20 protein-coding genes are annotated in these 25,840 nt (G+C 75.7%); 11 read left to right on the forward strand and 9 right to left on the reverse strand.

Going from position 1 to position 25,840, the window contains the following annotated elements; all coding sequences use genetic code 11:
* Position 1: 1 nt before the first annotated feature.
* Complete coding sequence (locus ABEB06_RS11915; protein WP_345696818.1) at positions 2 to 1,483, reverse strand: DHA2 family efflux MFS transporter permease subunit; 1,482 nt, start codon at positions 1,481 to 1,483, stop codon at positions 2 to 4.
* A gap of 117 nt (positions 1,484 to 1,600) precedes the next feature.
* Entirely contained in the window at positions 1,601 to 3,043 is a 1,443-nt protein-coding gene (locus ABEB06_RS11920) for an RNB domain-containing ribonuclease (RefSeq protein WP_345696819.1), read from the reverse strand.
* A gap of 204 nt (positions 3,044 to 3,247) precedes the next feature.
* On the opposite strand from ABEB06_RS11920, the gene yaaA reads away from it, so the two are divergent.
* Entirely contained in the window at positions 3,248 to 4,048 is an 801-nt protein-coding gene (gene yaaA, locus ABEB06_RS11925) for a peroxide stress protein YaaA (RefSeq protein ID WP_345696820.1), read from the forward strand.
* A 96-nt stretch (positions 4,049 to 4,144) separates the two neighbouring features.
* Here yaaA and ABEB06_RS11930 read toward each other — a convergent pair whose 3' ends face one another.
* The 3 genes from ABEB06_RS11930 to ABEB06_RS11940 form a co-directional block, all read right to left on the reverse strand.
* Positions 4,145 to 5,299 carry a bifunctional RNase H/acid phosphatase gene (locus ABEB06_RS11930; RefSeq protein WP_345696821.1) on the reverse strand — a complete coding sequence of 385 codons (1,155 nt, stop codon included), beginning with the start codon at positions 5,297 to 5,299 and terminating at the stop codon, positions 4,145 to 4,147.
* A gap of 4 nt (positions 5,300 to 5,303) precedes the next feature.
* Positions 5,304 to 6,047 carry a zinc ribbon domain-containing protein gene (locus ABEB06_RS11935; RefSeq protein ID WP_345696822.1) on the reverse strand — a complete coding sequence of 248 codons (744 nt, stop codon included), beginning with the start codon at positions 6,045 to 6,047 and terminating at the stop codon, positions 5,304 to 5,306.
* Between the two features lie 63 nt (positions 6,048 to 6,110).
* A complete protein-coding gene (locus ABEB06_RS11940) occupies positions 6,111 to 6,977 on the reverse strand; it encodes a Nif3-like dinuclear metal center hexameric protein (protein ID WP_345696823.1) in 867 nt (288 codons plus the stop codon).
* A 460-nt stretch (positions 6,978 to 7,437) separates the two neighbouring features.
* Here ABEB06_RS11940 and ABEB06_RS11945 point away from each other — a divergent pair, with 460 nt between their 5' ends.
* Together ABEB06_RS11945 and ABEB06_RS11950 are read left to right on the forward strand one after the other, a co-directional pair.
* Positions 7,438 to 9,309, forward strand: a complete 1,872-nt coding sequence (locus ABEB06_RS11945; protein ID WP_486334164.1) for a class III lanthionine synthetase LanKC N-terminal domain-containing protein — start codon at positions 7,438 to 7,440, stop codon at positions 9,307 to 9,309.
* Positions 9,306 to 11,306, forward strand: a complete 2,001-nt coding sequence (locus ABEB06_RS11950; RefSeq protein WP_345696825.1) for an alpha/beta hydrolase family protein — start codon at positions 9,306 to 9,308, stop codon at positions 11,304 to 11,306. Before ABEB06_RS11945 ends, ABEB06_RS11950 begins: the two co-directional genes overlap by 4 nt.
* 150 nt (positions 11,307 to 11,456) lie before the next feature.
* Here ABEB06_RS11950 and ABEB06_RS11955 read toward each other — a convergent pair whose 3' ends face one another.
* Entirely contained in the window at positions 11,457 to 12,536 is a 1,080-nt protein-coding gene (locus ABEB06_RS11955; RefSeq protein WP_345696826.1) for a Zn-dependent alcohol dehydrogenase, read from the reverse strand.
* Positions 12,537 to 12,712: 176 nt separating this feature from the next.
* Here ABEB06_RS11955 and ABEB06_RS11960 point away from each other — a divergent pair, with 176 nt between their 5' ends.
* The 5 genes from ABEB06_RS11960 (at position 12,713) to ABEB06_RS11980 (ending at position 19,282) form a co-directional block, all read left to right on the forward strand.
* A complete protein-coding gene (locus ABEB06_RS11960; RefSeq protein WP_345696827.1) occupies positions 12,713 to 14,050 on the forward strand; it encodes a M48 family metallopeptidase in 1,338 nt (445 codons plus the stop codon).
* A gap of 158 nt (positions 14,051 to 14,208) precedes the next feature.
* The gene (locus ABEB06_RS11965; protein ID WP_345696828.1) at positions 14,209 to 14,868 is read left to right on the forward strand and encodes a class I SAM-dependent methyltransferase; all 660 of its coding nucleotides are present in this window, start codon (positions 14,209 to 14,211) and stop codon (positions 14,866 to 14,868) included.
* A 196-nt stretch (positions 14,869 to 15,064) separates the two neighbouring features.
* Entirely contained in the window at positions 15,065 to 17,122 is a 2,058-nt protein-coding gene (locus ABEB06_RS11970; RefSeq protein ID WP_345696829.1) for a hypothetical protein, read from the forward strand.
* Positions 17,123 to 17,129: 7 nt separating this feature from the next.
* A complete protein-coding gene (locus tag ABEB06_RS11975; protein ID WP_345696830.1) occupies positions 17,130 to 18,152 on the forward strand; it encodes an N-acetylmuramoyl-L-alanine amidase in 1,023 nt (340 codons plus the stop codon).
* A 137-nt stretch (positions 18,153 to 18,289) separates the two neighbouring features.
* Positions 18,290 to 19,282, forward strand: coding sequence for a hypothetical protein (locus tag ABEB06_RS11980; RefSeq protein WP_345696831.1), 993 nt, complete (start codon positions 18,290 to 18,292; stop codon positions 19,280 to 19,282).
* Between the two features lie 128 nt (positions 19,283 to 19,410).
* Here the strand turns inward: ABEB06_RS11980 and ABEB06_RS11985 are convergent, their stop codons facing one another.
* The 3 genes from ABEB06_RS11985 to ABEB06_RS11995 all read right to left on the reverse strand — a co-directional run bounded on the left by ABEB06_RS11985 (position 19,411) and on the right by ABEB06_RS11995 (position 22,644).
* Positions 19,411 to 20,487, reverse strand: coding sequence for a prenyltransferase/squalene oxidase repeat-containing protein (locus tag ABEB06_RS11985; RefSeq protein WP_345696832.1), 1,077 nt, complete (start codon positions 20,485 to 20,487; stop codon positions 19,411 to 19,413).
* On the reverse strand, positions 20,484 to 21,215 hold the full coding sequence (locus tag ABEB06_RS11990; protein ID WP_345696833.1) for a class I SAM-dependent methyltransferase: 732 nt from the start codon (positions 21,213 to 21,215) through the stop codon (positions 20,484 to 20,486). Before ABEB06_RS11990 ends, ABEB06_RS11985 begins: the two co-directional genes overlap by 4 nt.
* Positions 21,216 to 21,324: 109 nt before the next feature.
* Positions 21,325 to 22,644, reverse strand: coding sequence for a glycosyltransferase family 4 protein (locus ABEB06_RS11995; RefSeq protein ID WP_345696834.1), 1,320 nt, complete (start codon positions 22,642 to 22,644; stop codon positions 21,325 to 21,327).
* A gap of 224 nt (positions 22,645 to 22,868) precedes the next feature.
* On the opposite strand from ABEB06_RS11995, the gene ABEB06_RS12000 reads away from it, so the two are divergent.
* From ABEB06_RS12000 to ABEB06_RS12010, 3 genes are all read left to right on the forward strand, one after another.
* Positions 22,869 to 23,462, forward strand: a complete 594-nt coding sequence (locus ABEB06_RS12000; protein ID WP_345696835.1) for a TetR family transcriptional regulator — start codon at positions 22,869 to 22,871, stop codon at positions 23,460 to 23,462.
* A 274-nt stretch (positions 23,463 to 23,736) separates the two neighbouring features.
* Entirely contained in the window at positions 23,737 to 25,131 is a 1,395-nt protein-coding gene (locus tag ABEB06_RS12005; protein ID WP_345696836.1) for an SCO2321 family membrane protein, read from the forward strand.
* On the forward strand, positions 25,128 to 25,820 hold the full coding sequence (locus tag ABEB06_RS12010) for an SCO2322 family protein (RefSeq protein ID WP_425559615.1): 693 nt from the start codon (positions 25,128 to 25,130) through the stop codon (positions 25,818 to 25,820). The genes ABEB06_RS12005 and ABEB06_RS12010 overlap by 4 nt, the downstream gene beginning before the upstream one ends.
* Positions 25,821 to 25,840: the final 20 nt, after the last annotated feature.

The raw sequence follows: 25,840 nt of genomic DNA on the forward strand, positions 1-25,840 counted from the left end.
GTCATCGTAGCCGCTCGGTGGGGGCTCCTCGCACCGCGCCCGACCCCGCGCCGAAGCGGGCGGCGACCCGGGCCGCGGTGGCGACGGCCCAGGGGGTGGTGGTGAGCAGGCCGAGGGCGAGGACGGCGAGGCCGAGGGCGGTGATGATCCACCAGCCGATGTGGGTGGCGGTGGTGAAGTCGACCGGTCCGACCACCGCGGTCGTGACGGCGGTTCCGATCACGGCGACGCCGAGGGACTGGCCGATCTGGCGGCTGGTGGAGGCGACGGCCGCGGCGACGCCCGCCTGTGCGAGGGGCATGCCGGAGACGGCGGAGTTGGTGATGGGGGCGTTGACCAGGCCGAAGCCGAGGCCGAAGAGCGCGTAGGCGGCGATCAGCAGGGCAGCGGAGGCGTCGACGGTGAGCCGGGTGAGCAGGAGTCCGCTGGCGGCCATGGCGAGTCCGGCGACGACGAGCGGGAGCCGGGGGCCGCGCAGGCCGACGATCCGGCCGGAGACGGGGGCGGCGACCAGGGTGAGTCCGGCCATCGGGAGGGTCCAGAGTCCGGCCTGGACCGGGCTGTAGTGGCGGACGTTCTGCAGGTAGAGGGTGTTGAGAAAGAGGAATCCGCCCAGGGAGGCGAACGCGCAGACGGCGGTCAGGGTGGCACCGGTGAACGGCACGCTGTGGAAGAAGCGGGGATCGATCAGCGGTTCGGCGGTCCGGCGTTCCCAGAACGGGAAGCAGACCAACGCGGACCCGGCGAGGGCGGCGAGGGTGAGGATCACCGGGGAGGTCCAGCCGTAGCCGGGGCCCTCGATGATCGCGGCGGTTCCGCAGCCGAGCATCACGACCATCAGCAGCTGGCCGACCGGGTCGAGCCGCCGGGGCCGCGGCGCCCGGGACTCGGGGACGTAGCGGAAGGTCAAAGCGAAGGCGGCGAGTCCGACCGGGATGTTGACCAGGAAGACGGCCGGCCATCCCGCGCTGTCGACCAGGAAGCCGCCGATCAGCGGCCCGAGGGCCATGCTGATGCCGATCACACCGCCCCAGACACCGATCGCCTGGGCGCGTTCGCGCTTGTCGGTGAAGGTGTTGGTGATGATCGACATCGCGACCGGGTTGAGCATCGAGCCGCCGACCGCCTGGAGCGCGCGGAAGGCGATCAGCCAGCCGAGGCCGGGCGCCAGGCTGCACAGCAGCGAGCCGAGGACGAACAGCAGCAGGCCGGCCCGGAAGACGCGGCGGCGGCCGATCCGGTCGGCGACCGAGCCGGAGAGCATCAGCAGGGAGGCGAGCACCAGGGTGTAGGCGTCGATGATCCACTGGAGCCCGGACGCGGGGGCGTGCAGGTCCTGCTGGATGACGGGCAGCGCGACGTTCACCACGGTGTTGTCGAGGCCAACGATGAACAGGCTGAGGCAGCAGATCGCGAGGACCAGCAGCCGGCGACGACGGTCCGGCGCGGCGGGCGGGCTCGGGACGGTCGACTGAGTGCTCACCCGGTGATCGTCTCAAATGCGCTCGGGATGTGGATCAGGTGCATCCGGCGGATCAGGCAGATCTGGCGCATCAGGCGGATGAGGCGGATCGGGCGGATCAGCGACCGGATCGAGCGATCAGAGCGAGAAGCGGACCGTACGGGTGGCCGGGTCGGCGGTGGTGAGCCGGGCTCGGACGCGTTCGCCGAGCGGCAGCGGCTGGGGGCCGTCGCACTTGGCGACCACGGCGGGGTCGGTCAGCTGGACGGTCCCGACGGTGGGCCGGCGGTCGTCCAGGTCGACCACGACCGCGTCGAACTCCTCGCCCTCGCGGCCGCGCAGCAGCTCCGCCTCGACCAGGTCGACCGTGGCGCGTTCGACTTCGCGGGCCCGCCGGTCGCCGCTCTCCATCAGCCCGGGCACGTCGAAGAGCGCCTCCCGGACCCACTCCGGCACCTCGGTGCCGCCGGCGACCGCCACGCAGATCTCCTGCGCGTACCGGTCGCCGAGCCGGCGCAGCGGCGCGGTGCAGTGGGTGTAGGGGGCGGCGAGCGCCGCGTGGCCGGGGTCGGCGGGCGGGGCGATGCCCCGGGCGGCGTCGAAGGCGTGGTAGCCGGCGCCGCGCAGCAGTCCGGTGCACTCGTTGAGGAAGGCGGCGTGGGCGGTGCGGGCCGGGTCGAGCGAGCGGACCAGTTCGGGGTAGCTCGTCGTCTCCGGCCAGTCCACGTGCAGCGCGGCGGCGACCCGGCGCAGGCGGGCGTACGCGGACTGGGGTGCGGCGGGGAGGGTGCGCAGGATGCCGGTGCCGGCGTCCAGCATCAGTTCGGCGGCGGCCATGCCGGTGAGCAGGGAGATCTGGGCGTTCCAGCCGTCCGCCGGACGGGGCGCCCGGTAGCCCAGGCGGTAGCCGCCGTCCTCCGCCTCCACTTCCTGCTCCGGGATCGGCAGGCTGATGCCGCCGCGGGTCTGCTCCTGGGCCTCGCGGAGCTTGCCGATCTCGGCGAGGAGTCCGAGCTGCTCGTCGGCGGTGCCGGTGTCGACGGCGTGCTGGACGGTGGCGTAGTCGAGTCGGCGGCGCGAGCGGACCTGGGCTCGGCGCAGGTCGGCGAGGACGACGGCGCCGTCGGCGTCGAGGTCGATCTGCCAGAGCAGGGCGGGGCGGAGTTCGCCGGGGAGCAGGCTGGCGGCGCCCTCGGCGAGCCGGGCGGGGTGCAGGGGGACGTTGCCGTCGGGGAAGTAGAGGGTCTGGACGCGCCGGGCGGCCTCGGCGTCGATCGCGCCGCCGGGGGTGACGAAGGCGGCGACGTCGGCGATCGCGTAGTGGACCCGGTAGCCGCCGTCGCGGCGGGCCAGGTGCATCGCCTGGTCGAGGTCGCGGGAGCCGGGCGGGTCGACGGTGAACATCTCGAGGTCGGTGGCGTCGAGGTCGGGGAGGCGCGGCACCGACGCCGCGCGGTCGGCCTCGGCCAGTACCTCGGGCGGCCAGTCGGAGCGGATCTCCAGACGGGTGCGCAGGTCCGCGAGCTCACGGTTGATCCTCGCGGTCTCGGCGGCTCGGACGCTCAGGTGTCGGCGCGGCATGGTCGCAGCGTAAGGCGGGACGGTGCGGTCGGCGCGCTGGAAGGGGCGCGAAGGGGGGTGTGGCGTACGGCGGTTGACCTGCGTGGCAGCACGGTTGTGACTGATGGTGCTGGTGGTGTTCGTGAGGCTGGTGGGAGAGGCGGGTTCGGTCGGGGGCGGTAGGGTTGGCGGGTCCGCTGCCACAGATTGTTGAGGGGTGTCGCCGTGCTGGTGCTGTTGCCGCCGTCGGAGGGGAAGGCCGCTCCGGAGGCCGGGGCGCCGTTGGAGCCGGACGCGCTGTCGCTGCCCGGGCTGGCCGGCGCGCGGGAGGCGGTGCTGGCCGCACTGGTCGAGCTGTGCGCGGGCGACGAGGAGCGGGCGGCGGAGGTGCTCGGCCTGAGCAGGGGCCTGCGCGGCGAGGTGGCGAAGAACGCCGCCCTGCGCACCTCGGGTGCCCGCCCGGCGGGCGAGGTGTACACCGGTGTGCTGTTCGACAACCTCGGGCTGGCGAAGCTCGACGAGGCCGCGTACGCGCGGGCGGAGCGGTCGCTGCTGGTCTTCTCGGGTCTGTGGGGCGCCGTGCGGATCGGTGACCGGATCCCGTCGTACCGCTGCTCGATGGGGGTGAAGCTGCCGCCGGTGGGCGCGCTCGGCCCGTACTGGCGCAAGGAGATGGACGCGGTCCTGCCGGAGGCGGCGGGCGACGGGCTGGTGCTGGACCTGCGCAGCTCGGCGTACGCGGCGGCGTGGAAGCCGGCGGGCGCGGTGGTGGAGCGGACCGCGACCGTCCGGGTGCTGCAGGAGCGCGAGGTGGACGGCGTGCCGAAGCGCTCGGTGGTGAGCCACTTCAACAAGGCGACCAAGGGGCGGCTGGTCCGGGACCTGCTGAACGCGGGCGCGGAGCCGGGGTCGCCGGGCGAGCTGGTGGACGCGCTGGCGGGGCTGGGGTACCGGGTCGAGGTCTCGGTCCGGGGCACCGCGCGCAAGGCCTGGCAGCTGGACGTGATCGTGACGGACGTGCACTGAGCCTCCGGCCCGTGGCCGGGGACTCGGCGGCGGGCCAGGGACTCGGCAGACGTGCACTGAGCCTCCGGCGGCGGGCCGGGGCTCGGCGGACGTCGGCTACCGCAGGTGGCCGGTGTCGTTGAGCAGGCGCAGGGAGGCGTTGCCGTCCGCGTAGTACTGGACGGCGCAGAACGAGGCCGCGGCGAGTTCCATCCGGTGGACGGAGTCCGGCGGGGCACCGAGGGCGAGCCGGACCAGGGTCTTGATCGGGCTGACGTGCGAGACGACCAGCACGGTCTTGCCGGGGTAGCGGGCGAGGATCTTGTCCCTGGCCACCCCGGCCCGGTGGGTGAGGGTGGTGAAGGACTCGCTGCTGCCGGTGGGCTTGACCTTGGGCGAGCCCAGCCAGGCGGTGAGGTCGTCCGGGTGGCGCTCCATCACCTCGGCGAAGGTGAGACCCTCCCAGTCGCCGAAGTCCAGCTCGCGCAGGCCCTCCTCGATCCGGACCTCCAGGCCGAGCCGGGTGGCCACGGCCTCGGCGGTCTGCCGGGTGCGGAGCATCGGCGAGGCGACGACGGCCTGCACGGTGCCCCGGGCGGCGAGGGCCTCGGCGGCGCGTTCGGCCTGCCAGCAGCCCTTCACGGAGAGCCCGGGGTCGCTGCCGCCGCTGCCGGAGAAGCGCTTCTGCGGGGTGAGCGGCGTCTCGCCGTGGCGGAGCAGGACGAGCGTGGTGGGGGTGCCGAGGTCGGCGGGGGCGGCCCAGCCGGCGCGGGGGGCCGGGGCCTCGGGCAGCGGTTCGGTAGCCGGTTCCGCCACCGCGACGGCGGCCGCGCGGGCCCTGGGCTCCCACTGCTTGCCCTGCTTGCCGGCGTCCATCGCCTCGTTGGCGAGCCGGTCGGCGTCCTTGTTCCGCTCGCGGGGGATCCAGCTGTAGCTGACCTGGCCGCGCGGCAGGACGGTGCGGGCCTCGGCGGCGAGCGGCTGCATGTCGGGGTGCTTGATCTTCCAGCGCCCGGACATCTGCTCGACGACCAGCTTGGAGTCCATCCGCACGTCGACCGACGCGTCGGGGTCGAGGTCGCGCGCGGCCTTGAGGCCGGCGATCAGGCCCTTGTACTCGGCCACGTTGTTGGTGGCGCGGCCGATGAATTCGGCGGCCTCGGCCAGGATCTGGCCGGTGTCGCCGTCGCGGACCACCGCGCCGTAGCCGGCCGGCCCCGGGTTGCCCCGGGAGCCGCCGTCGGCCTCGACGATGAACTTGCGACCGGTCACCGGGTCAGACGCCCGACTCGCCGGTGCGGATCAGGATCCGGCCGCAGTTCTCGCAGCGCAGCACCTTGTCGCTGGGCTCGGCCTTGATGGCGTTGAACTCGGTGATTGAGAACTCGGTGCGGCAGCCCTCGCAGCGGCGCTGGTACAGGCGGGCCGCGCCGACGCCGCCCTGCTGCTCGCGCAGGCGCAGGTAGAGCTTCATCAGGTCGGCGGGGATGACGGCGGCGACGGCCTCGCGGTCGCGCTTGACCTTCTCGGCATCGGCGTCGAGCTCGGCGAGCTGGGCGTCGCGGCGGCCCTCGGCCTCCTTGAGGACGACGGTGGAGTGCTCCAGGCGGGCGGTCAGCTCGGTGACCCGGGTCTCGGCGGACTCCAGGCGCTCCATGACCTCCAAGACGACGTCCTCCAGGTCGGCCTGGCGCTTGGCGAGCGAGCCGATCTCGTGCTGCAGGTTCTCCAGGTCCTTGGGCGAGGTGACCGCGCCGGAGTCCATCCGCTGCTGGTTGCGGGCGGCCCGGGTGCGGACCTGCTCGACGTCCTGCTCGGCCTTGGTCTGCTCGCGCTGGGTGTCGCCGAGCTGGGCCTGGGCGGCGATCACCAGGTCCTTGAGCGCGGTGTGGTCGGCGGCGGCCTTCTCGATCTCGGCGTGCTCGGGCAGGGTGCGGCGCCGGTGGGCCAGCTGGTCCAGGCGGGAGTCGATGGCCTGCAGGTCGAGCAGGCGGATCTGGTCGGCGGGCGCGGCGTTCAAGCGGAAGGCTCCTGTGTGAATCGGAAGGGCGGCGAAGGGTTCGGGGGGACGCGCGGCGGCGCGTCAGGGCGCGGACGGCACCGGCTCGCTCGACGGCAGGGCGTACGGCATAGGGGCGTGCGCCGTCCACGGGTCGGTGACCCGGGTGGAGACCCGGGTCTCCAGCTGCCAGCCGCGCTCGACCGCAACGCCGGTCAGGGCGCGCTCGGCCAGGGTCAGCCAGGGCCACTCGGTGGCCCAGTGGGCAGCGTCGACCAGGGCGACCGGGGCGGCCTCGGTCGCCTCGGAGGCGGGGTGGTGGCGCAGGTCGGCGGTCACGTAGGCGTCGACGCCGGCGGCGCGGACCTCGGCGAGGAAGCCGTCACCCGAGCCACCGCAGACCGCGGCCCGGCTGATCAGGCGGTCCGGGTCGCCGGCCACCCGGACTCCGGTGGCGGTGGCGGGCAGCCCGGCGGCGACCCGGTCGGCGAACGCGGCCAGCGTCAGCGGGGGCTCCAGGACACCGATCCGGCCGGAGCCGCGGCGCCCGGTCGGGTCGGTCGGGTCGGCCACGATCGGACCGGTGACCCGCAGGCCGACCGCCTCGGCGAGGGCGTCGGAGACGCCCGGATCGGCGTGGTCGGCGTTGGTGTGCGCGACGTGCAGGGCGATCCCGGAACGGATCAGCGAGTGCACCACCCGGCCCTTGAAGCCGGTCGCGGCGACGGTGGTGGTGCCGCGCAGGTACAGCGGGTGGTGGGTGACCACGAGGTCGGCGCCCCACTCGGCGGCTTCGTCGACCACCGTCTGCACCGGGTCGACGGCGAACAGCACCCTGGCGACCTCGGCGTCCGGGTCTCCGCAGACCAGGCCGACGGCGTCCCAGGACTCCGCCCACTGCGGCGGGTAGATCTCTTCGAGCGCGGCGATGACGTCGGACAGTTTCGGCACCTGTCGAGACTACCGCGTGGTGTGCCCGGGCCCGTCCCGGGCGGCCCGCGCCCCCGCCACCGGGATCCGCACACCTGCACGTCAACCGGCGCGCGGGGCCGCGGAACGGCGTCCGGGGACCGCTCGGGGGCGCCCGGACCGGACGTCGCCCCCGAAAGCCCCGGCCACACGCGGGAGGTCGTTCGCATTCGAAAACGAATCGAGATCACCCTTACGGGTGAAGTGACCGGGCGGGTGTTGAGCCGCCTCGGATCACGAAAGTAACTTCAGTCCTGCGAACGAGAGTTGCCCGGCCAGGGGGGTCGGATAAAAGGAGCTGCGGCCGGTAATCCGGCTGCGGCTCCCGCGATGGGGAAATGGTCCGTTCGGCCCGGGGAACCCCGGGCCGAAGGACTGGGGGGCGGCTCTCGTGACTTCCACAGACCGGTAGGCGCAGGCACGCGGGAAGGGGTGTGAGCAGATGGGGGCGGGCACACCGCTGCGTCCGGCCCGGGGGTCGGTGCCGGTCGGCGACGGGCCGGGAGCGGACGGCACGTTGGTGGAGGTGGCACGGGCGGCCGTGGCCGGCAGCAGGGCCCGGGGAGGCGACGGTGGCTGGGGGGTCGCGGTCGAGGGCTTCTGGTGCACGGCCCGGCCGCACGGCTGTGAGGTCCCCGCCCAAGGGTGGAGACTGCACGTCGGCGCAGCCCCCGAAGTGGCGGTGGAGGTCCTCGCGGCGGTTTCCGCGGCGATTGCCGACGATCCCTGCCCGTTCACGTTCGCCGCCGATCGGGAAAAGCTCCGCGAGATCGATTCCCGGAACGGCGACCACGGCTCGGCCGGGAAATTCATCACCGTTTATCCGATGGACGACCGGCAATTCCGCCGGCTCGCCGAGGAGCTCGACCGGGCCACCCTCGGCATGCCGGGCCCGGTGGTGCTGCCCGGCCGGCCCCACCGTCCGGGCAGCCTGGTGCACTACCGGCGTCCGCCTGGTGCGGTCGACCCCGTCGAGGGGAGGGGGTCGACCGCACCCGCGCCGCCGGGCGGCCTGGGCACCGGCGGACCGGCCGGGATGCTGATCGGCGGGCGGTACGCGCTGACCGCGGCCGTCCGGCACGGCGCCGAGGGCGGGGTCTTCCTGGGGCGGGACACCGACACCGGCTCCGAGGTGGTGGTCAGACAGGCCCGCACGCACATCGAAGTGGACCGCTCCGGCACCGACGCCCGGTCCGCCCTGCGCCGGGAGGCGGCGCTGCTGGAGCGGGTCGACGGCCAAGGGCTGACGCCCCGTCCGCTCGGCGTGATCGAGCAGCACGGCTCGCTCTTCCTGGTCCAGGAGCGGATCGTCGGCCAACCGCTCGGCCGCTGGGTCACCGCCCGGCTGCACCGGGACGGCACGCCGGGCGTCGACTGGGCCGAGGCCGGGCCGACGGCGGCCGCCCTGGTGACGCTGGTCGAGCGGTGCCACCGGCACGGGCTGGTCCTCCGAGGCCTCTCCCCCGGCACCGTGACGGTCCGCCCCGACGGGGAACTGCGCCTGGCCGACCTGGAGTCGGCGGTCGAGGTGGGCACCGTGGCCGGATCGGCCGGCAGCCCCGGGTACCGGGCGCCGGAACACAGCGGGCCGCACCGGCTCGGCCGGGCCGCCTTCACCACCGACCTCTACGCGCTCGGCGGGCTGCTCTTCCTGCTCGCTACCGGCCATGACCCGCTGCTCCCCGAGGACCTGCCGCGGGCCCGCCCGGTGGCCGAGCGGCTCGGTCGCTGGCTGGCCCTGGCCGCCCGCGACGGGGTGACCGCCCGCCGGCTCGCCCCGGTCGTCCTCGGGCTGCGCGCCGAGGCACCCGAGCAGCGCTGGAGCCTCGACCGGGCCCGAGCCGCCCTCACCGGCACCGCAGAAGCCGTCACCGAAGCCGTCACCGAAGCCGTCACCGACGCGACCGCCCCGGCCGACGAGACCGGGCCGGCGGGCCCGCCGGACTTCCCGACGGGCCTGCGGCACGGCGGTCCGCGGATCTGGGCCGCCCCGCAGGCACTCACCGCGAGACCGGGCGACGCCCGTTGCGTCGCCTCCCCCGCGGCGGTGCGGCGACCTGGCCGGCCGACGACGGACGCGCTCGGGGTGACCGGGGGCGAGGCGACCGCAGGCGATCCGGACGTGCCGCGGGCCGGGCCGCGGGCGCTCGCAGCGGTCGGCACCGGCCGGGCCGCTGCTCGGGGCGCCGCCTCCGTGGCCCGGCAGCTGCCGGGCGGCCCGAACGCGAGCGCGCGCGCAGGGCTAACGGTGGCGAGCGGTGCGGACGTGCCACACCGGGTGGACGTCGGGCAGCAGGTGGAGGTGGCGCGATGAGTACGGTCACGCGGTCCGGGACGCAGGCGATGCGGCGGCTGAGCTTCACCTTCGCGGCGGACGGCTCGCACGCGGCCTGCCTGGCGGCCGGCGCGGACGGCGGCTGGTACGTGGAGAGCTGGCGGCTGGCCGAGGGCGGTCCGGCGGCGCCGACCGGTCTGCGCCCGGCGGCGGGCCGCGCGGCGGAGAGCCTGCGTTCGCAGCTGGTCGCGCTGACCGACGGCCGGGTGCTGGTCTGCCGGCACGACGGCGACCGGCACGCGCTGGTCCTGCTGGGTCCGGGCGCCGACGGCGGTCCGGTGGAGGAGCTGGCGCTGGCGACGCTCCGGCTGCCGGGTCTGCGCCTGCTGCCGATCCCCCGGGCGGACGGGAGCGGCCCGGGCGGGCCGGTGGCGGTGGCGCTCGGGACGGACGGCCGGCCGGTGACCACGGTGTGGCTGGTGACGGCGGAGCCGTCCGAGCCGGTCCGGGTGGCGGAGCTGCCCGGGCTGTACGGCGGCGGGGTGTGGCTGGACCGGTCGGGTCGGCTGCTGGCGCTGGACCGGGTGGCCGACGGCGTGGTGAAGACGGTCGTGCTGGACCTCGAACGAGGTTCGGTGACCCCGCTGTTGGAGATCGGCGAGCGGAGCAACGACCGGCTGGTGCTGTTCGACCCGGAGACCCGGTTCGGCATGGTGCGCAGTGACGCGCCCGGCGCGGACCGGCTCGGCTGGGGCCTGCTGGGCGGCAGCGAGCCGGTGCGCTTCCCGGAGTGCCTGCACATCGCGGGGATGTTCCTGCGGCCGATCGCGCTGGCACCCGGCGACGGCACGGCGGAACCGCGGGTCGCGGTGCAGCTCGACCACGGCGCGGGTTCGGCCCTGGCGCTGTGGCAGCCGAGCGGGGGGCGGCTGGATCCGCTGCCCGTCCCGGCGGGGCGGCTGGGTGCGATCGGCCACTGGTCGGCGGCGGGCCTGCGGATGCCGTACTCCGCGCCGGACCGTCCGGCCGCGCTGGCGACGCTGGACGTGGAGGCGCTGCTGGGCCAGGGGCCCGCGAGCGTGCCGAGCGCGGTGCCGCTGCCGTTGCAGCTGGCCCCGCTGGGCGGGGGCCCGGTGGGAGGTCCGGGCCACGGGCCGGCGCCCGCGTGGGCGTCGCCGGCCCGGGCGGTGCGCGGCGTGCCGTCCGGTTGGCGGCTGGACGGCAGTGCGGTGCCCGGCGACGGCGGCAGCTGGCATCCGGCGCAGAGCCTGGAGCTGGCGGGCCCGGCCGGTCCGATCGAGTCGGTGGTGTACGGCGGGGACGCCTGGCTGTCGGCCCCGCACCTGGTGGTGGCGCTGCACGGCGGCCCGGCGGACGCCTGGCGGCTGGAGTTCGATCCGGCGCTGCAGCGGATGGCGGCCGAGGGGCTGTCGGTGCTGGCGCCGAACCAACGCGGATCGACCGGCTACGGGCCGGAGCACACGATGGCGATCCGCGGCGCGTGGGGCGGCCCCGACCTGGACGACGTACTGGCCCTGGTGGAGGGTGTGGCCGGCCAGCGGGCGGCGCTCGGCCTGGAGCCGCCGGCCCTGTTCGGGGTGAGCTACGGCGCGTTCCTGGCCCTGCTGGTGGCGGCGCACGCCCCGCTGGAGCACGTGGCGCGCTGCGCGGTGGTGGCACCGTTCCTGTCGGGGGCCCGGCTGGCGGCCGAGGCGTCCGCGCCGGTCCGGGCGCTGACCGGACGGCTCGGCGGCGACCAGCCGATCGAGGACACCCGGGGCCCGCGGGACGTGCTGCAGCTGGCGCACCGCCTGCGGGTGCCGCTGCTGGTGGTGCACGGCGACCGGGACGAGGTGGTGCCGGTGAGCCAGTCGCGGTCGCTGCGGCACGAGTTGCTCCGGCTGGGCCGGGTGGAGGGTGAGCACTTCCGCTACGTGGAGGCGTCCGGGGCCGGGCACGAGGTGCTGGCCGAGGAGGGCGCGGCGGTGCTGCACGAGCTGCTGGCGGGCTTCCTCCGCACCGGCCGAACCGGCTGACCGACCGGCCGAACCGGCTGACCGACCGGCCGAACGGGCTGACCCGACCGACCCGGCCCATCGAGCCGCCGCGCCACCGACCGGGAGGAGGTGGCGCGGCCCCGGCGCGTGCGTCCGGCCGGTCCCGGGGCTGTCCGGGCCCGGTCCGGCTCAGTCCAGGGTCAGCACGGTGCGCAGCGCCTCGCCGCTGCGCATCTGGCCGATCGCCTCGTTGACGCCCTCCAGCGGGAGGCGGTGGGTGATCATCCCGGCGAGGTCGAGCCGCCCGGCCCGCCACAGGTCGACGGCGCGGGCGACGGTGCGCTGGACGTCGCCGCCGCCGTAGAAGGAGGGCAGCACCCGCTTCTCGTTGAAGAAGAGCTCGGCCATGCTGAACTCGACCTTGTCGTCCTTGGGTCCGGCGCCGATCACCACCACCGCGCCGCCGCGCCGGGCGGCGTCGTACGCGGCGCGGACGGTGGCGGACCGGCCGACCGCCTCGAAGACGTAGTCGAAGCCGCCGCCGGCGACACCGCGGGCGGTCGCCTTGAGCTCCTCGGGCGCGACCGCGTCGGTGGCGCCGAAGGCGAGGGCCCGCTCGCGGCGGGAGGCGACCGGGTCGACCACGGTGATCCGGGCGGCGCCGCAGATCCGGGCGCCCTGGACGGCGGCGATGCCGACACCGCCGGCGCCGATCACGGCGACCGAGGATCCGGGCTCCACCCGTCCGGTGTTGACCGCGGCACCGAGGCCGGTGGTGACGCCGCAGCCGATCAGCGCGGCCAGGTCGTACGGCATGTCGGCGGGCACCTTGAGCACGCTGTCCGCGGCGACCACGACCTCCTCGGCGAAGGTGCCGGTGCTGTAGAAGCCGAACGCGTCGGTGCTGCCGCCGAAGCGGAAGTTCGGGGTGGACAGCCGGCGCAGGCCGGCCACGCAGAGGTGGCCCTGGCCGGTGCGGCAGTGCGCGCAGTCGCCGCACGGCGGCATCCAGCAGAGCACCACCCGGTCGCCCTCGGCGACGCCGGTGACGCCCTCGCCGACCGCGACCACGTCGCCGGCGCCCTCGTGGCCGGGGACGAACGGGGCGGGCTGCGGCATGATCCCGGCCATGGCGGACAGGTCCGAGTGGCACAGGCTGGTCGCCCGCAGCCGGACCCGGACCTTTCCGGGGCCGAAGCCGACCGCCTCGACGTCGTCACGGACCTCCAGCTTGTCCTGGCCGGTCTCGTGCAGGATCGCTGCGCGCATGGCTGCTCCCGTGGTCTGGTCGGATCCGGGCGAGGACCCCGGATCTAGAACGCGTTCTACTGTCGGCTGACCCATGTATAGCGCATCCGGCACGCACGGAGAACCCGGCCCCGGAGCGGGGCCGGGGTCCGAAACCGCTTCCCCCGCGGCCCGGCGTCCTGGCATGATCCGCCCCCGTGATCCCCACCCCGGCCGCGCCGTCGCCCGCCGCCACGACCACCGCCTGCCCCGGGTGCGCCGCACCGATCGTCGACGACCCGCGCGCCCGCACCTGGTGCCCGGCCTGCGAGTGGAACCTCACCGATGCGGCCCCCGTCGTCGAACACCGCACCGCCCGGGCCCGCCGCCGGGCCGAGCGCGAGGAACGCCGCACCGCGGCCCGCGAACGCGCCGTGCGCGCCCGGGTGGAGCACGTCCACGGCCTCGTCGCCGCGGACGCCCCCGCCCACCGGGACCTCTCCGCGCTGGCCGCGTACGGGCTCGCCGGGCTGGTCCACCTGGTCTCGCTCGGCGTCCTCACCGGGTCGGTGCTGCTGCTCCTGACCGACGCCTGGCCGGCCCGGGTGCTCGGCTCGGTCGGTCTGCTGCTGGCCTTCCTGCTCCGCCCCCGGCTCGGCAGCTTCCGCACCGAACGGAAGGACGCCGTCACCCGGCCCGAGGCACCCGCGCTGTACGGGCTGGCCGACCGGGTCGCGGCCGCGCTCGGCACCCGGCCGGTGGACGCGATCGTGGTGGACGGCTCGTTCAACGCCTCCTTCGGCAAGCACGGACCGCGCCGGCGCTCCGTCCTCCACCTCGGCCTGCCGCTCTGGTACGCGCTCACCCCGCAGCAGCGGGTCGCCCTGCTCGGCCACGAGTTCGGCCACGGCGTCAACGGGGACAACCGCCGCGGCCTGTGGCTGCACAGCGCCGGCAGCGCGCTGGTCGAGTGGTTCCGGCTCACCCGGCCCGCACCGCACGACCTCCACCGCGAGGGGATAGTGGCCGTCGCCATGTGGGTCAGCCGGCTCTTCCTCCGTGCGGCCAACCTCGCCGCGTACGGGCTGCTGATAGCCCTGGAACGGCTCACCGTCCGCGCCGGGCAGGCCGCCGAGTACCGCGCCGACCGGCTCGCCGCCGACACCGCCGGCGCGGGCGCGGCGGCCGGCATGCTGGCGATGCTGCTGAACGGCCCGACCGTGGAGACCGTGATCCGCCGCCGCCGGGCCGTGCCCCGCCGGGGACGCAACCTGAGCAGCCGCCAGGCCCTCCCCGACCGGGACCTGTGGGCCGAGATCGCCGCCGACTGCGCCTCCGTCCCCGCGCAGGAGCGCGAGCGCCGGCTGCGGCTGTCCGCCCGCGAACTCGGCGCCGTCGACAGCACCCACCCGCCCACCCACCTGCGGATCCGGCTGTTGGAGCAGCAGCCGGAGGGCGAGCCCGCGGTGCGGGTCGAGCCGGCGGAACTGGACGCCGTCGAGGCCGAGCTGGCCCCGTACCGGGAGCGGATCGAACGCGAGCTGATGGCGGTGTGAGCAGGTCGCGACCTGCCCGGGAGCGGCGCGGATCCGAGCCGGGAGCGGTCCGGCGGGGTGCGGGGAAGGACGGAACTACCATCCAGTAGGGTCCGGGCAGGGTACGCCGCACCCCGGGCCGACGGATCGGCCCCGCACCGTGAGCAGGGAGCCTCCCCATGACCGACGCCATCGCGCGGGCCGACGCCCGGCCCGCCCCCGAGGTGCTCGCCGCGTTCGAGGCGGCGACCGGCTTCATGCCGGTCGACGAGGGACTCGCGCTCTACGCGGCCGCCGTCGACGCCGCCACCCGGACCGGCCTGCCCGTCCTCGAGATCGGCACCTACTGCGGACGCTCGGCGATCCTGCTCGCCGACGCCGCCCGGCGCACCGGCACCGTCGCGCTGACCGTCGACCACCACCGCGGCTCCGAGGAGCAGCAGCCCGGCTGGGAGTACCACGACCCGACCCTGGTCGACCCCGCCGTCGGCCTGATGGACACCCTCCCCACCTTCCGCCGCACCCTGCACGCCGCCGGCCTGGAGGACCACCTCATCGCCCTGGTCGGCCGGTCCCCGCAGGTCGCCGCCGTCTGGGGCGGCCGGCTCGCACTCGTCTTCATCGACGGCGGGCACACCGACGAGCACGCCACCGGCGACTACGAGGGCTGGGCGCCCCACCTCGCCGAGGACGGGCTGCTCGTCATCCACGACGTCTTCCCCGACCCCGCGGACGGCGGACAGGCCCCGTACCGGGTTCACCAGCGGGCACTGCGTGAGGGCTTCGAGGAGATCTCGGTGACCGGTTCGCTCCGCGTGCTGCGCCGTTCCGGGGGCTGACCGCCCAGTCGCCCCAAGCCTCCTGCGGGCACGATCACCGATGCTCTAACGTCTTCCTCCACGGTGGGGCCGTACGGGTCCGCCGTGGATCGGCATGCCCGCGCCCGATACGGTGTCGGCGGCAGCCGAACAGCTGAGCACACCGAGCGGCTCGACCGGGCACGGACGCAGAGGGTCAGTGGGGGCGAGGCAGGACATGACGGAACAGGACAACACCGCCCCGGCGGTCTGGGATCCGACCGCGCGCGGCGGTGCCGGCGGCTGGGTCCGCCGCAAGGCCGAGCCCGCGGGCGGGGCGCCCGCCGGCGCGGAGCCCGGCCGCCCGCCGGCCGCGCCGATGCCGCCCGGCGCGACACCGCCCGCCTCGCCGTTCGCCCCGCCGAACGCTCCGTCGCACGCCCAGCCGGGCGCCCCGGTGCCGCCGGGCATGACGGCTCCCTCGCCGTTCGCCGCGCCGCCCGCCCCTCCGGGGACCTCCCCGCACGCTCCGGCGCCGCCGGGTGCGACTGCTGCCGGCGTCCCCGGGACTCCGGGTGCTCCGGGTGCTCCGGGTGCTCCGGGTGCGGCGCCAGCGTCGCCGTTCGGCAGTCGGCCGCCGCAGAGCGGGCCGTGGGCGACGGACGGCGGGCCCGCGACGGCGGGAGCGCCGGGCGCACCCGGGACCCAGCAGCCCGCCCCGCCCGCACCCGCGCAGGGCGGTGTCACCAACGTCTTCGCACCCGTCCAGCGCGGCACGCAGCAGACGCCCGGCGGCCCCTCGGTGTTCGCCCCGGCGGAGCGCGGTGCGGCGCAGCCGGGTCCCTTCCCGCCCGCGGCGGGTGGCGCGGCCGACGTGTTCCCACCCGCCGACCGCGGTGCCGCGCCGTACCCGGCGGCGCAGGGTGCTGCGCCGGCGACGCCGTTCCCGCCCGCACAGGGTGGTGCCGCGCCGTACCCGCCGGCGGCGCCCGGGCAGGGCGGCCCTGCCGGCCCGTTCCCGCCCGCCGAGAGCGGCGCGCAGGCGGCGCCCGGCGGCCCCTCGGTGTTCGCCCCGGCGGAGCGCGGTGCGGCTCAGCCGGGTCCCTTCCCGCCCGGGGCGCCGGTGCAGGGCGAGCAGGCCGCGCCCGGGGCGTTCCCGCCGGGCGGTGCGAGTGAGCAGCCGACGGCGCTGATTCCGCCGGTCGGGCGGGGCGAGCAGCCGCCGGGGCCGTTCCCGCAGGCGCCGGGGGTGGCCGCCGACCCGTTCGCTCCCGATGACCGTGGTGCGGCACCGTTCCGGACCGCTCCGGGGCAGGGCGTGCAGCCCGGTCCGTTCCCGCCCGCGCCCGGTGTTGCCGCCGACCCGTTCGCGTCCGCGTCGGGGCAGGGCGCCCCCGGTGGCCCGTTCCCTCCCGCGCCCGGTGGCGGTGGCGGGGGGCCGTTCGCGGGTGGGCCGGCGTTCGGGCCGCAGGCGTCGCAGGGGGGCCCGGCGTTCGGGGCTCCTCCGTTCGGGACTCCGCAGGCGCAGGCGTACCAGCCGCAGCCGAGTGCCCAGTACGACTACAACAACGACCTCGCCGAGCCGTACGACGACGAGCCGCGCCGCAGCAGGATGCCGCTGCTGGTGGGTGCGGGGGTGGCGCTGCTGGTGCTGATCGGCGTCGGCGTGGTGTTCGCGGTGCAGAACGCGAAGGGCGGTGGCTCGCCGGAGGCGAAGGCGCCGGCGTCATCGGCTCCGCAGCCCGCTCCGGCGCAGAACGGCGGCGGCTCGGCCTCCCCGAACGCGTCCTCCGCGGCGCCGAGCGCGTCGGAGTCGGCGGGCGCCGCGGGGCCGAACGCGGCGGCGCAGGCGAAGGCGCTGGACGAGCTGCTGACCCGGGGCGAGAACGCGAAGGCGCCGATCGGCAGCGCGGTGGCGAAGGTGCGCAGCTGCCCGGCGAAGGCGGAGATCGACAGTGCCGCCGGGGTGTTCGACGAGGGCGCGAAGCAGCGGGACCAGTTGCTGGCGTCGCTGTCCGCGCTGCAGGTGACGGACCTGCCGGGCGGCGCGGAGGCGGTGCAGGTGCTGCGGTCGGCGTGGCAGCAGTCCGGGGACATCGACCGGGCGTACGCGGCGTGGGCGCGGACCGTCAGCAGCCAGGGCTGCGCGGGTGCGACGGCGCCGACCACGCCCGATCTGACCAAGGCCAACGACCTCAACCCGAAGGCCACGCAGTCGAAGAAGGACTTCGTGGAAAAGTGGAAGCCGATCGCGGGTGCCTACAACCTGGCGCCCCGCACCTGGGACAGGATCTGAACCGCTCGTGAGGCCCGAACGACCCGAACAGCACCACCGGAACGACCAGTACGACCAGCACGAGGACCCGTTCGCGGAGCGGCCGCGCCGCTCGGGGCGGTTCCGCGTGGCCGTCGCCGGGGGTGCGGCGCTGTCGCTCTGCCTGGTGGGGTGGCTGGGCTGGCAGGCGCTGGCCAACAGCAGTTCCGACCGGGCGGGTGCGGCGGCGCCGCGTTCCTCGGCGGCGTTCAGCGAGGGCGACCTGCTCGACCCGTCGCCGGCCGCGCCCGGCTCGGTGGCGCCGTCCGGCGCGGGCGCCTCCGCAGCGGCGGGGAGTCCGAGTGCGGCGCCGTCGGGGTCCTCGTCACCGGGCGGGCGGCAGCTGGCGGGGCGCACGGTCCTGCTGGACGCGGGCCACAACACCGGCAACGGCCGGCACACGTCCGACATCGCCAAGCAGGTGGACATCGGCAACAGTCGCAAGGAGTGCGACACCACGGGGACGTCGACCGACGCGGGCTACTCGGAGGCGGACTTCACGCTGGACGTGGTGCACCGGGCACGGCAGATCCTCCGGGACCGGGGTGCCACGGTGGTGCTGACCCAGGACGGGGACCGGGCGTGGGGACCGTGCATCGACGAGCGGGCGCGGATCGGCAACGAGGCGAAGGCGGACGCGGCGGTGTCGGTGCACGGGGACGGCGCGCCGGGTTCGGCCAGCGGCTTCCACGTGATCATGCCGTCCCGGGTGGTGGCCGGGAAGGCGGACACCTCGGCGATCGTCGACCCCTCGCACCGGCTCGGGGTGCTGCTGCGGGACGGGTTCAAGGCGGCGACGGGCGAGCCGTACGCGGACTACATCGGGCAGCAGGGGCTCGACACCCGGGGCGACCTGGGCGGGCTGAACCTGTCGCGGGTCCCCAAGGTGTTCATCGAGTGCGGCAACATGCGAAACTCGGGCGATGCCAAGCGGATGACGGATCCTCAGTGGCGGCAGCAGGCGGCCCAGGGGATCGCCGACGCCCTGACTTCCTATCTGACCACCAGCTGAACACCCGTCGGACGATCACTTTACGATCATCTGACGTTCCGACCGGAATGCTGTTTTTCGGAGGGCGCCGTGCGCTCCGGAATGGCATGGCTCTAGGCTTTTGCCCCGACCACGACACACCAACGAGGGGACCGACAGTGAATCTGCGCGCTCTCACCAGGGGAGACGCCGCCGTCGCGGGAGCGGCCGTGCTGCTCCTCATCGCCTCCTTCCTGCCGTACCAGGCGGTCGACACCCGGCTCGGTCCCATCTCCACCAGCGCCTGGTCGACGGCCTTGTTCCCGGTGCTGCCCTCGGTCTTCCTGCTCGGCCTGATCGGGGCCGCCCTGGTCCTGGTCCAGCGCCTCCAGGGCGAGGCGGTGGCCAACCGCCAGGTGCTGGGCCTGCGTCTCGACCAGTGGGGCATCGCGCTGTCGGTGGCCGCGCTGTGGACCTCGCTGTGGTCGCTGATGGGCGGCGGCGACCTCCCCGGCTTCGGCCACAGCTTCGGCGCCTACCTGGCTCTGCTCTCGCTGCTGGCGCTGGCGGGTGCCGCCGCGGCCGGTCCGCTGGTGCCCGCGCTGCAGGCGCCGCTGCTGTCCGACAAGCCGGCCACCCCGCCGGCGGCGCCGGGCTTCCAGTACGCCGGTGTCCCCGGCGGCCAGCCCGGTCAGCCGGGCCAGCCCGACCAGTTCGGTCAGCACGGCGGCCAGTACGGCTACCCGGGCGCCCCGGCGGGCCACGCCGACCCGGCCGCCCAGGCGCAGGCCCAGGCCGGCCACCCGCTGGCCCAGACCACGCCGCAGCCGCAGCCGCACGTCGCGACCCAGGTCCAGCCGCAGGTCCCGTACGGCCAGCAGCAGCCGGCCGCCGGCTACGGCTTCCCGGCCCCGGCGGGCGCGCAGCCGCAGGACCACACCCCGGCGCCCGCTCCGGCGGCCGCCGCGGCCCCGTTCGCGCCGTTCTGGTTCGCGGTCCCGGCCGTGCGCCGGCTCGCGCCGAAGGACAACCCGGCCGGCGCCCCGGTCGGCGAGCTGGTCCCGGGCACCTGGTACCTGGCGGTCGACCAGCGCGGCACCGCGCTGGTGGCGCAGCTGCCGGACGGCACGCACGGCCTGCTGAGCGACACCAGCGGCATCCAGCGCGGCTGACCGGCCCGGCGGACGCCGCAGGCGCGCACAACGCCCGAGGGGCGCGGAGCTCACGCTCCGCGCCCCTCGGGCGTTCGGGCACCTGACGCCCGGCACCGGGCATCCCGCACCCGGCATCCGGCACCGGGTCAGCAGCAGTCGTCGACGACCAGCCCGCTGGGCAGCTGGTCGCCGCCGAAGACGGTCACCGTGGCGTGGTCCCCGCCGAGCGCGGCGACGGCGAGCAGCAGCGCGCCGGCGGTCCAGGTGGTGCGCTCCTCGGGCCAGATCGCGTCGTCCTCGAAGACGTACCCGGTCCAGTACGAGCCGTCCTCGTGGCGCAGGTGGCGGATCCAGCGCAGGATCTGCACGGCCCGGTCGGACTGGCCGACGGCCCACAGCGCGAGGGCGAGTTCGGCGCTCTCGCCGCCGGTGACCCAGGGCCGGTCGCTGACGCAGCGCACGCCGAGGCCGGGGACGACGAAGCGGTCCCAGTCGCGTTCGATCCGCTCGGCGGCGGCGTCGCCGCGCAGCGCGGTGCCGAGCACCGGGTAGTACCAGTCCATCGAGTAGCGGTCCTTGTCGAGGAACCGCTCGGGGTGGTGGGTGACGGCGTGGCCGAGCCGGCCGGCGGCGAGCTCCCAGTCGGGCTGGGGCTCCTCCAGGTGGTCGGCGATGGCGAGTCCGCAGCGCAGGGCGTGCAGGATCGAGGAGGAGCCGGTGAGCAGCGCCTCCTGGGGCGCGGTGCCGTCCTCGTCCTGGCGCCAGGAGATCGGGCCGTCGGGCAGCCGCAGGCCGACCACGAAGTCCAGCGCGCGGCGGACCGTGGGCCAGATCCATTCGAGGAAGGTGTCGTCGCCGGTGGAGAGGTGGTGGTGCCAGGCGCCGACCGCGACGTACGCGCAGAAGTTGGTCTCCTTGGCGCTGTTGCTGACCACCACCGGGCCGCCGTCGGCGGGGTGGGTGTAGCCGGCGTACCAGGAGCCGTCGGGGTTCTGGTTCTCGGTGAGCCAGCGGTAGGCGGCCTCGGCCGCGTCGTGCCGGCCGGCGGTGTCCAGGGCCATCGCGGCCTCGGTGTGGTCCCAGGGGTCGAGGTGTCCGCCGGTGAACCACGGGATGGCGCCGTCCGGCCGCTGGTCGGCGAGGATGGTGCGCACGGTGGCGGCGGCCTGCTCGGCGTCGAGGACGCCGTCCAGCAGCAGCGCCTCCGGGATCGCGGCCGTCACTCGCCGGTCCGCGGCTTGGAGGCGTACACCACGAAGGACTTGCCGATCACCGGGTTGAGCGCCTTCTCGGCGGCCTTGGTGATCCTGCTGATCACCGGGGTGCCGACGATGTCCCAGACCAGCAGCTGGTGGTAGGCCTTGACCGGCAGCGCCTTGTCGTTGTTGACGCCGACCGCGCACTTGATCCACCAGTACGGGGAGTGCAGGGCGTGCGCGTGGTGGGTTCCGTACGGCTCCAGGCCGGCGCCGCGGACCTTCTCCACCAGCTCGTCGCCCTTGTAGATCCGGATGTGGCCGCCCTCGACCTCGTGGTACTCGTCGGAGAGCGCCCAGCAGATCTTCTCGGGCAGGTAGCGGGGCACGGTGACGGCGAGCAGGCCGCCGGGCTTGAGCACCCGGACCATCTCGGCGAGCACGCCCTTGTCGTCGGGGATGTGCTCCATCACCTCGGAGATGATGATCTTGTCGAAGGTGCCGTCGTCGAACGGCAGGTTGAGCGCGTCGCCCTCCATCGCCACCGCGCTGGCACCGGCCGGGGCCTCGCCGGCCTGCTCCATGGCGGCGAACCACTTGCGGACCTCGGCGATCTCCTCGGCGTTCTGGTCGAGGGCGACCACGTCGGCGCCGCGCCGGTAGCACTCGAACGCGTGCCGGCCGCCGCCGCAGCCCAGGTCGAGCACCCGATCGCCTGGGGCGAGCGGGAAGCGGGAGAAGTCGACGGTCAGCACTGCTGGGCTCCCATTCGTTGCTGCTTCGGGTCCTGCGGAGGGTGGGTGACGGAGCGTGGGTGACGGAGTGCGGGTGACGGAGTGCGGGCCGACAGGGGCGCCGGTCCGCTCAGCCGACGTAGCGCCAGCCTGGGCCGGAGCGGGCGCGCTGCCCGGCGCCGGTGGCGATCGCGGCGCGGTAGCGATCGGCGGTCAGCTCGGCGGCGCGGCGCCAGGTGAACCGGGCCAGCACCCGCTCGCGTCCGGCGGCGCCGAGGCGGGCGCGCAGCTCGGGGTCGTCGAGCAGCCGGCCGAGCGCGCCGGCCAGCGCGCCCGCGTCGCCGGGCGGCACCGCCAGGCAGGTCTCGCCGTCCGGGCCGGCCACCTCGGGGATGGCGCCGCCGGTGGTGGCGACCAGCGGGGTGGCGGTGGCCATCGCCTCGGCGGCGGGCAGCGAGAAGCCCTCGTACAGCGAGGGCACGCAGGCCACCTCGGCGGAGCGGTACAGGTCGACCAGTTCGGTGTCGCTCAGGCCGGTGCGGAACTCGATGTGCGGCTCCAGGCCGAAGCGGCGCACCGCGTCGGCGACCGGACCCTCGCCGCGCTGCGGCTTGCCGACCACCACCAGGTGCGCGTCCCGCTCGGTGCGGACCTTGGCGAGCGCCTCGACCAGGTGGACCAGGCCCTTCAGCGGGACGTCGGCGCTGGAGGTGGTGACGATCCGCCCGGGGACGACCGCGACCGCGTCCGAGGGGGACCACAGGCGGGTGTCGGCGCCGATCGGCACCACCGAGATCGCGCCGGGAGCGGCGCCCAGGTCCTCGGCGATCTCCGCCTTGGAGCTGGCGGAGACGGTGATGATGTGGTCGAGCCGGCCGGCGACCCGCTTCTGCATCCGGGTGAAGGCGTACCAGCGGCGCTTGCCGAGCCGCTCCAGCCGGGTGCCGGCGGCCGCGATCTCCAGCCGGCGGTCCACGGTGATCGGGTGGTGCACGGTGGTGACCAGCGGGAAGCCGTGGCGCTCCAGGCCGAGCAGGCCGTAGCCGAGGGTCTGGTTGTCGTGGACGACGTCGTAGCGGCCCTTGTGCCGGGCCAGGTAGCGGCGGGCGCGCAGCGAGAAGGTCAGCGGCTCGGGGAAGCCGCCGGTGCGCATGGTGGCGAACTCCAGCAGGTCCACCGGGCCGCGGAACTCGCCGGCGGCCGGGGTGCGGAACGGGTCGTCCGAGCGGTAGAGGTCCAGGCTCGGCAGTTCGACCAGGCGGACCGAGCCGGTGCCCTCGACCGGGTCCAGCACCGGGTAGGGCTGGGCGCCGATCACGTCCACGTGGTGGCCGAGGTTCGCGAGCTCCCGGGAGAGGTGGCGGACGTAGACGCCCTGGCCGCCGCAGAACGGGTCGCCGCGGTAGGAGAGCAGGGCGATGCGCAGAGACGGCGGCGGCTGCGCTGTCATCCTGGGGCCCCTTATCCCTACTCACCGGGACCGGCGACGGCCGGTAAAGTAGATCACGTTTCACGGGTGGTGCTGGGCTCCTGTCGTCCACGGGGTGAACGACGAGAGTCCTCGAAGATTACCGGGCCGTAGCTTGGTGTCCCGAGCCAGGGCAGGTGATTCGCACCACGCCGGGAACTCTTCCACAGACCGCTTCGTCCGGACTGCCGCTCCTGGGGGCCGCCTTGACCTCGACCACCGTCGCCGACGGGTCGCTCACTCCGCGTCAGGCGGAGCGGCGGCGCCGGATCCTGCGCGCCTCGACCGCGCTGGCGGCCCGCGGCGGGTACGAGGCGGTCCAGATGCGCGAGGTCGCCGAGGACGCCGAGGTGGCGCTCGGCACGCTGTACCGGTACTTCCCGTCCAAGGTGCACCTGCTGGTCGCGGTGATGCGCGAGCAGCTGCTCCACCTGCACGAACAGGTCCGCCGCCACCCGCCGACCGGCGAGGACCCGGCCACCCGGGTCGCCGAGGCGCTCACCGCCGCCTTCCACGCGCTGCAGCGCGAGCCGCGGCTGGCGGAGGCGATGGTGCGGGCCCTGTCCTTCGCCGACCGCTCGCTGAGCAGCGAGGTGGACGAGGTGTCCGGGCTGACTTCGGCGATCGTCCTGGAGGCCGCCCGCCTTCCCGGGGCGCCCAGCGCCGACCAGCAGGCCGCGCTGCGGGTGATCGGGCACACCTGGCACGCCACCCTGCTGGCCTGGCTGTGCGGGCGCGCCTCGCTGCAGGAGGTCCGCGCCGACCTGCACACCGCGGCCCGGCTGCTCACGGCCGGCTGACCGCTCCGGGCGGGCAAGGGACGGACAAGAACAGGTTCCATTTTCCGGCCGGGGGCGGCGGGGCGGTTAGAGTGCCTGGCGCGACAACAACTTCATCCGCTCTCCGCCAGGGGGAAGCCGGTGCGAATCCGGCACTGACCCGCAACCGTGAGCCGCCCACCCGGCGGCGCAGTCGGACTGCCCGGCGGAGGGCGAGCGGCCGTCTCCGTCGTGGTCTACGGGTGGCCCGGTGCTCCCGGGCCGCTGCCACCGCTCACCGAAAGGCACCCTCTCCATGATCACCCCTGCCCGTCTGGGCTCCGCCGTCCTGGCCGGACTGCTGCTGGCCGGCACCGCCGCCCCCGCCCTGGCCGAATCCGCCTCGGCGGCACCGAGCAGCCCCGCCGCCACGCCGAGCACCGCCCCCAGCGCCGCCGGCAGCACCGCCCCCGGCCCGGCCGGCACGCCGGCGCCGGCAGCCGTGCCGGCCGGGCTGTACGGCAAGGGAGACCCCGGCTACGACGGCGTGTGGCGGCAGTCGTTGGCCCTGACCGCGCTGAAGCAGAACGAGGTCGTGCCCGCCGAGTCCGCCGTCGGCTGGCTGCTCGGCCAGCAGTGCGCGGACGGCGGCTGGCCGTCCTTCCGGGCCGACACCGCCACCGCGTGCGACCCGAAGACCGAGGACTCCAACGCCACCGCCGTCGCCGTCCAGGCGCTCGTCGCCCTCGGCGGCCACGCCGAGCCGGTCGCCAAGGCCGTGCAGTGGTTCAAGGCCAACCAGAACACCGACGGCACCTGGTCCTACAACCCGGGCAGCCCCGGCGACGCCGACTCCACCGCGCTCGCCGTCTCCGCGCTGCTCGCCGCCGGCGCCGACCCGGCGGGCGTCGCCCGCGACGGCCACAGCGCGTACGACGGCCTGGCCGGCTTCCAGCTCGGCTGCGCCTCCCCCGCCGACCAGCGCGGCGCGTTCGCCTACCAGCCGGTCGCCGGCAGCCCGCTGACCGCCAACGTCCTCGCCTCCTCGCAGGCCGCGCTCGCCGCCGCCGGCGGCCACCTCCCGGTCACCGCCGACAGCCGGGCCGACGCCCCGGCCAAGCCGCTGGCCTGCGCCGACGGCGCGGCCGCCGGCACCGTGGCCCGCGCCGACTCGGCGTCGGCCGCGGCCGCGTACCTCACCGCGAAGCTCGCCGCGGGCGGCCAGCGCCTGCTCCTGGACACCCCCGGCGCCACCCCCGGCCCGGACTTCAACGCCACCTCGTGGGCGGTGCTCAGCCTGGTCCAGGCCGGGCACGCCAAGGAGGCCGCCAGCGCCGCCGACTGGCTGGCCGGCAACGGCTACGCCTGGGCCGCGCAGGGCAAGAACGGCACCGACCCGGCCGCCGCCGCGACCCTGCTGCTGGTCGCCCGCGCCACCAAGCTCGACCCGTACAACTTCGGCGGCACCAACATGGTGCAGCTGCTGATCGACGCCGGCCCGAAGCCCGCCTCCGTCCCGGCGGCCGCCGCCGCGAAGGCCGCCAACGAGCCGGACGCCACCAAGGCCCCCGGCTCCGGCATCACCGAGCCCGACGAGAACGGCGGCTTCTCGGCCGGCTGGATGATCGGCGTCGGCCTCCTCGTCGGCGTCGGCGGCGGCCTGCTGCTCAGCCTCAACCGCCGCCGCACCACCCGCAACGGCGCCAAGTGACCGCCCGCACCACCCCGGCGCCGGCCCTCCGGCGGGCGCCGGCGGCCGGGGCCGCCCCGCTCGTCGCACTGCTCGTCGCGCTGACGGCCTCGCTGGCGGCCGCGCTGGTCGCCGTCGCGCCCGGCGCGCAGGCGGCCGGGTACCGGTACTGGTCGTTCTGGAAGTGGTCCGGCTCCGCGTGGGCGTACCAGCAGGTCGGTCCGGCCGGGTTCGTCCCGGCCGACGGCGCGGTGGACGGCTGGCGCTTCGCGGTGAGCCCGGACGGCGGCCAGGACGCCGCCCGGCCCACCGCCACCGGCGAATTCGCCGCGATCTGCGCCGACACCCCGCCCGCCGCGAGCCACAAGCGGGTCGCCGTGGTGCTGGACTTCGGCACCGCCGCCGACGCCCCCGGCGGCGAGCAGCCGCCCGCGCCGCGCACCGCGTGCGCCGCCGTCCCGGCCGCCGCCTCCTCCGCCGACGTGCTCGCCGCCGTCGCCCCGCCGCTGCGCTACGACTCCGCGGGCGTGCTCTGCGCCATCGCCGGATACCCCCGCGCGGGCTGCGCCGACACCGTCGCCGCACCGGCGGCCCCGGCGGCCGGCGGCACACCCGCCGACGACGGCCCGTCGCTCGGCCTGGTGGCGGGCGGCGCGCTGGTCGCGGCGCTGGCCGTCGGCGCCGCCTGGCAGGCCCGCCGCCGCCGCTGACCCGGGAAGATCCAGGGAAG

The sequence above is a fragment of the Kitasatospora terrestris genome (assembly GCF_039542905.1).
GTDB lineage: Bacteria > Actinomycetota > Actinomycetes > Streptomycetales > Streptomycetaceae > Kitasatospora > Kitasatospora terrestris.

What these genes read in the sequence shown, in the direction of transcription:
- ABEB06_RS11920 (WP_345696819.1), bottom strand. Translation starts at nt 3,043, where the DNA reads ATGCCGCGCCGACACCTGAGCGTCCGAGCCGCCGAGACCGCGAGGATC.
- ABEB06_RS11945 (WP_486334164.1), top strand. Translation starts at nt 7,438, where the DNA reads ATGGGGGCGGGCACACCGCTGCGTCCGGCCCGGGGGTCGGTGCCGGTC.
- ABEB06_RS11950 (WP_345696825.1), top strand. Translation starts at nt 9,306, where the DNA reads ATGAGTACGGTCACGCGGTCCGGGACGCAGGCGATGCGGCGGCTGAGC.
- ABEB06_RS11955 (WP_345696826.1), bottom strand. Translation starts at nt 12,536, where the DNA reads ATGCGCGCAGCGATCCTGCACGAGACCGGCCAGGACAAGCTGGAGGTC.
- ABEB06_RS11965 (WP_345696828.1), top strand. Translation starts at nt 14,209, where the DNA reads ATGACCGACGCCATCGCGCGGGCCGACGCCCGGCCCGCCCCCGAGGTG.
- ABEB06_RS11970 (WP_345696829.1), top strand. Translation starts at nt 15,065, where the DNA reads ATGACGGAACAGGACAACACCGCCCCGGCGGTCTGGGATCCGACCGCG.
- ABEB06_RS11995 (WP_345696834.1), bottom strand. Translation starts at nt 22,644, where the DNA reads ATGACAGCGCAGCCGCCGCCGTCTCTGCGCATCGCCCTGCTCTCCTAC.
- ABEB06_RS12005 (WP_345696836.1), top strand. Translation starts at nt 23,737, where the DNA reads ATGATCACCCCTGCCCGTCTGGGCTCCGCCGTCCTGGCCGGACTGCTG.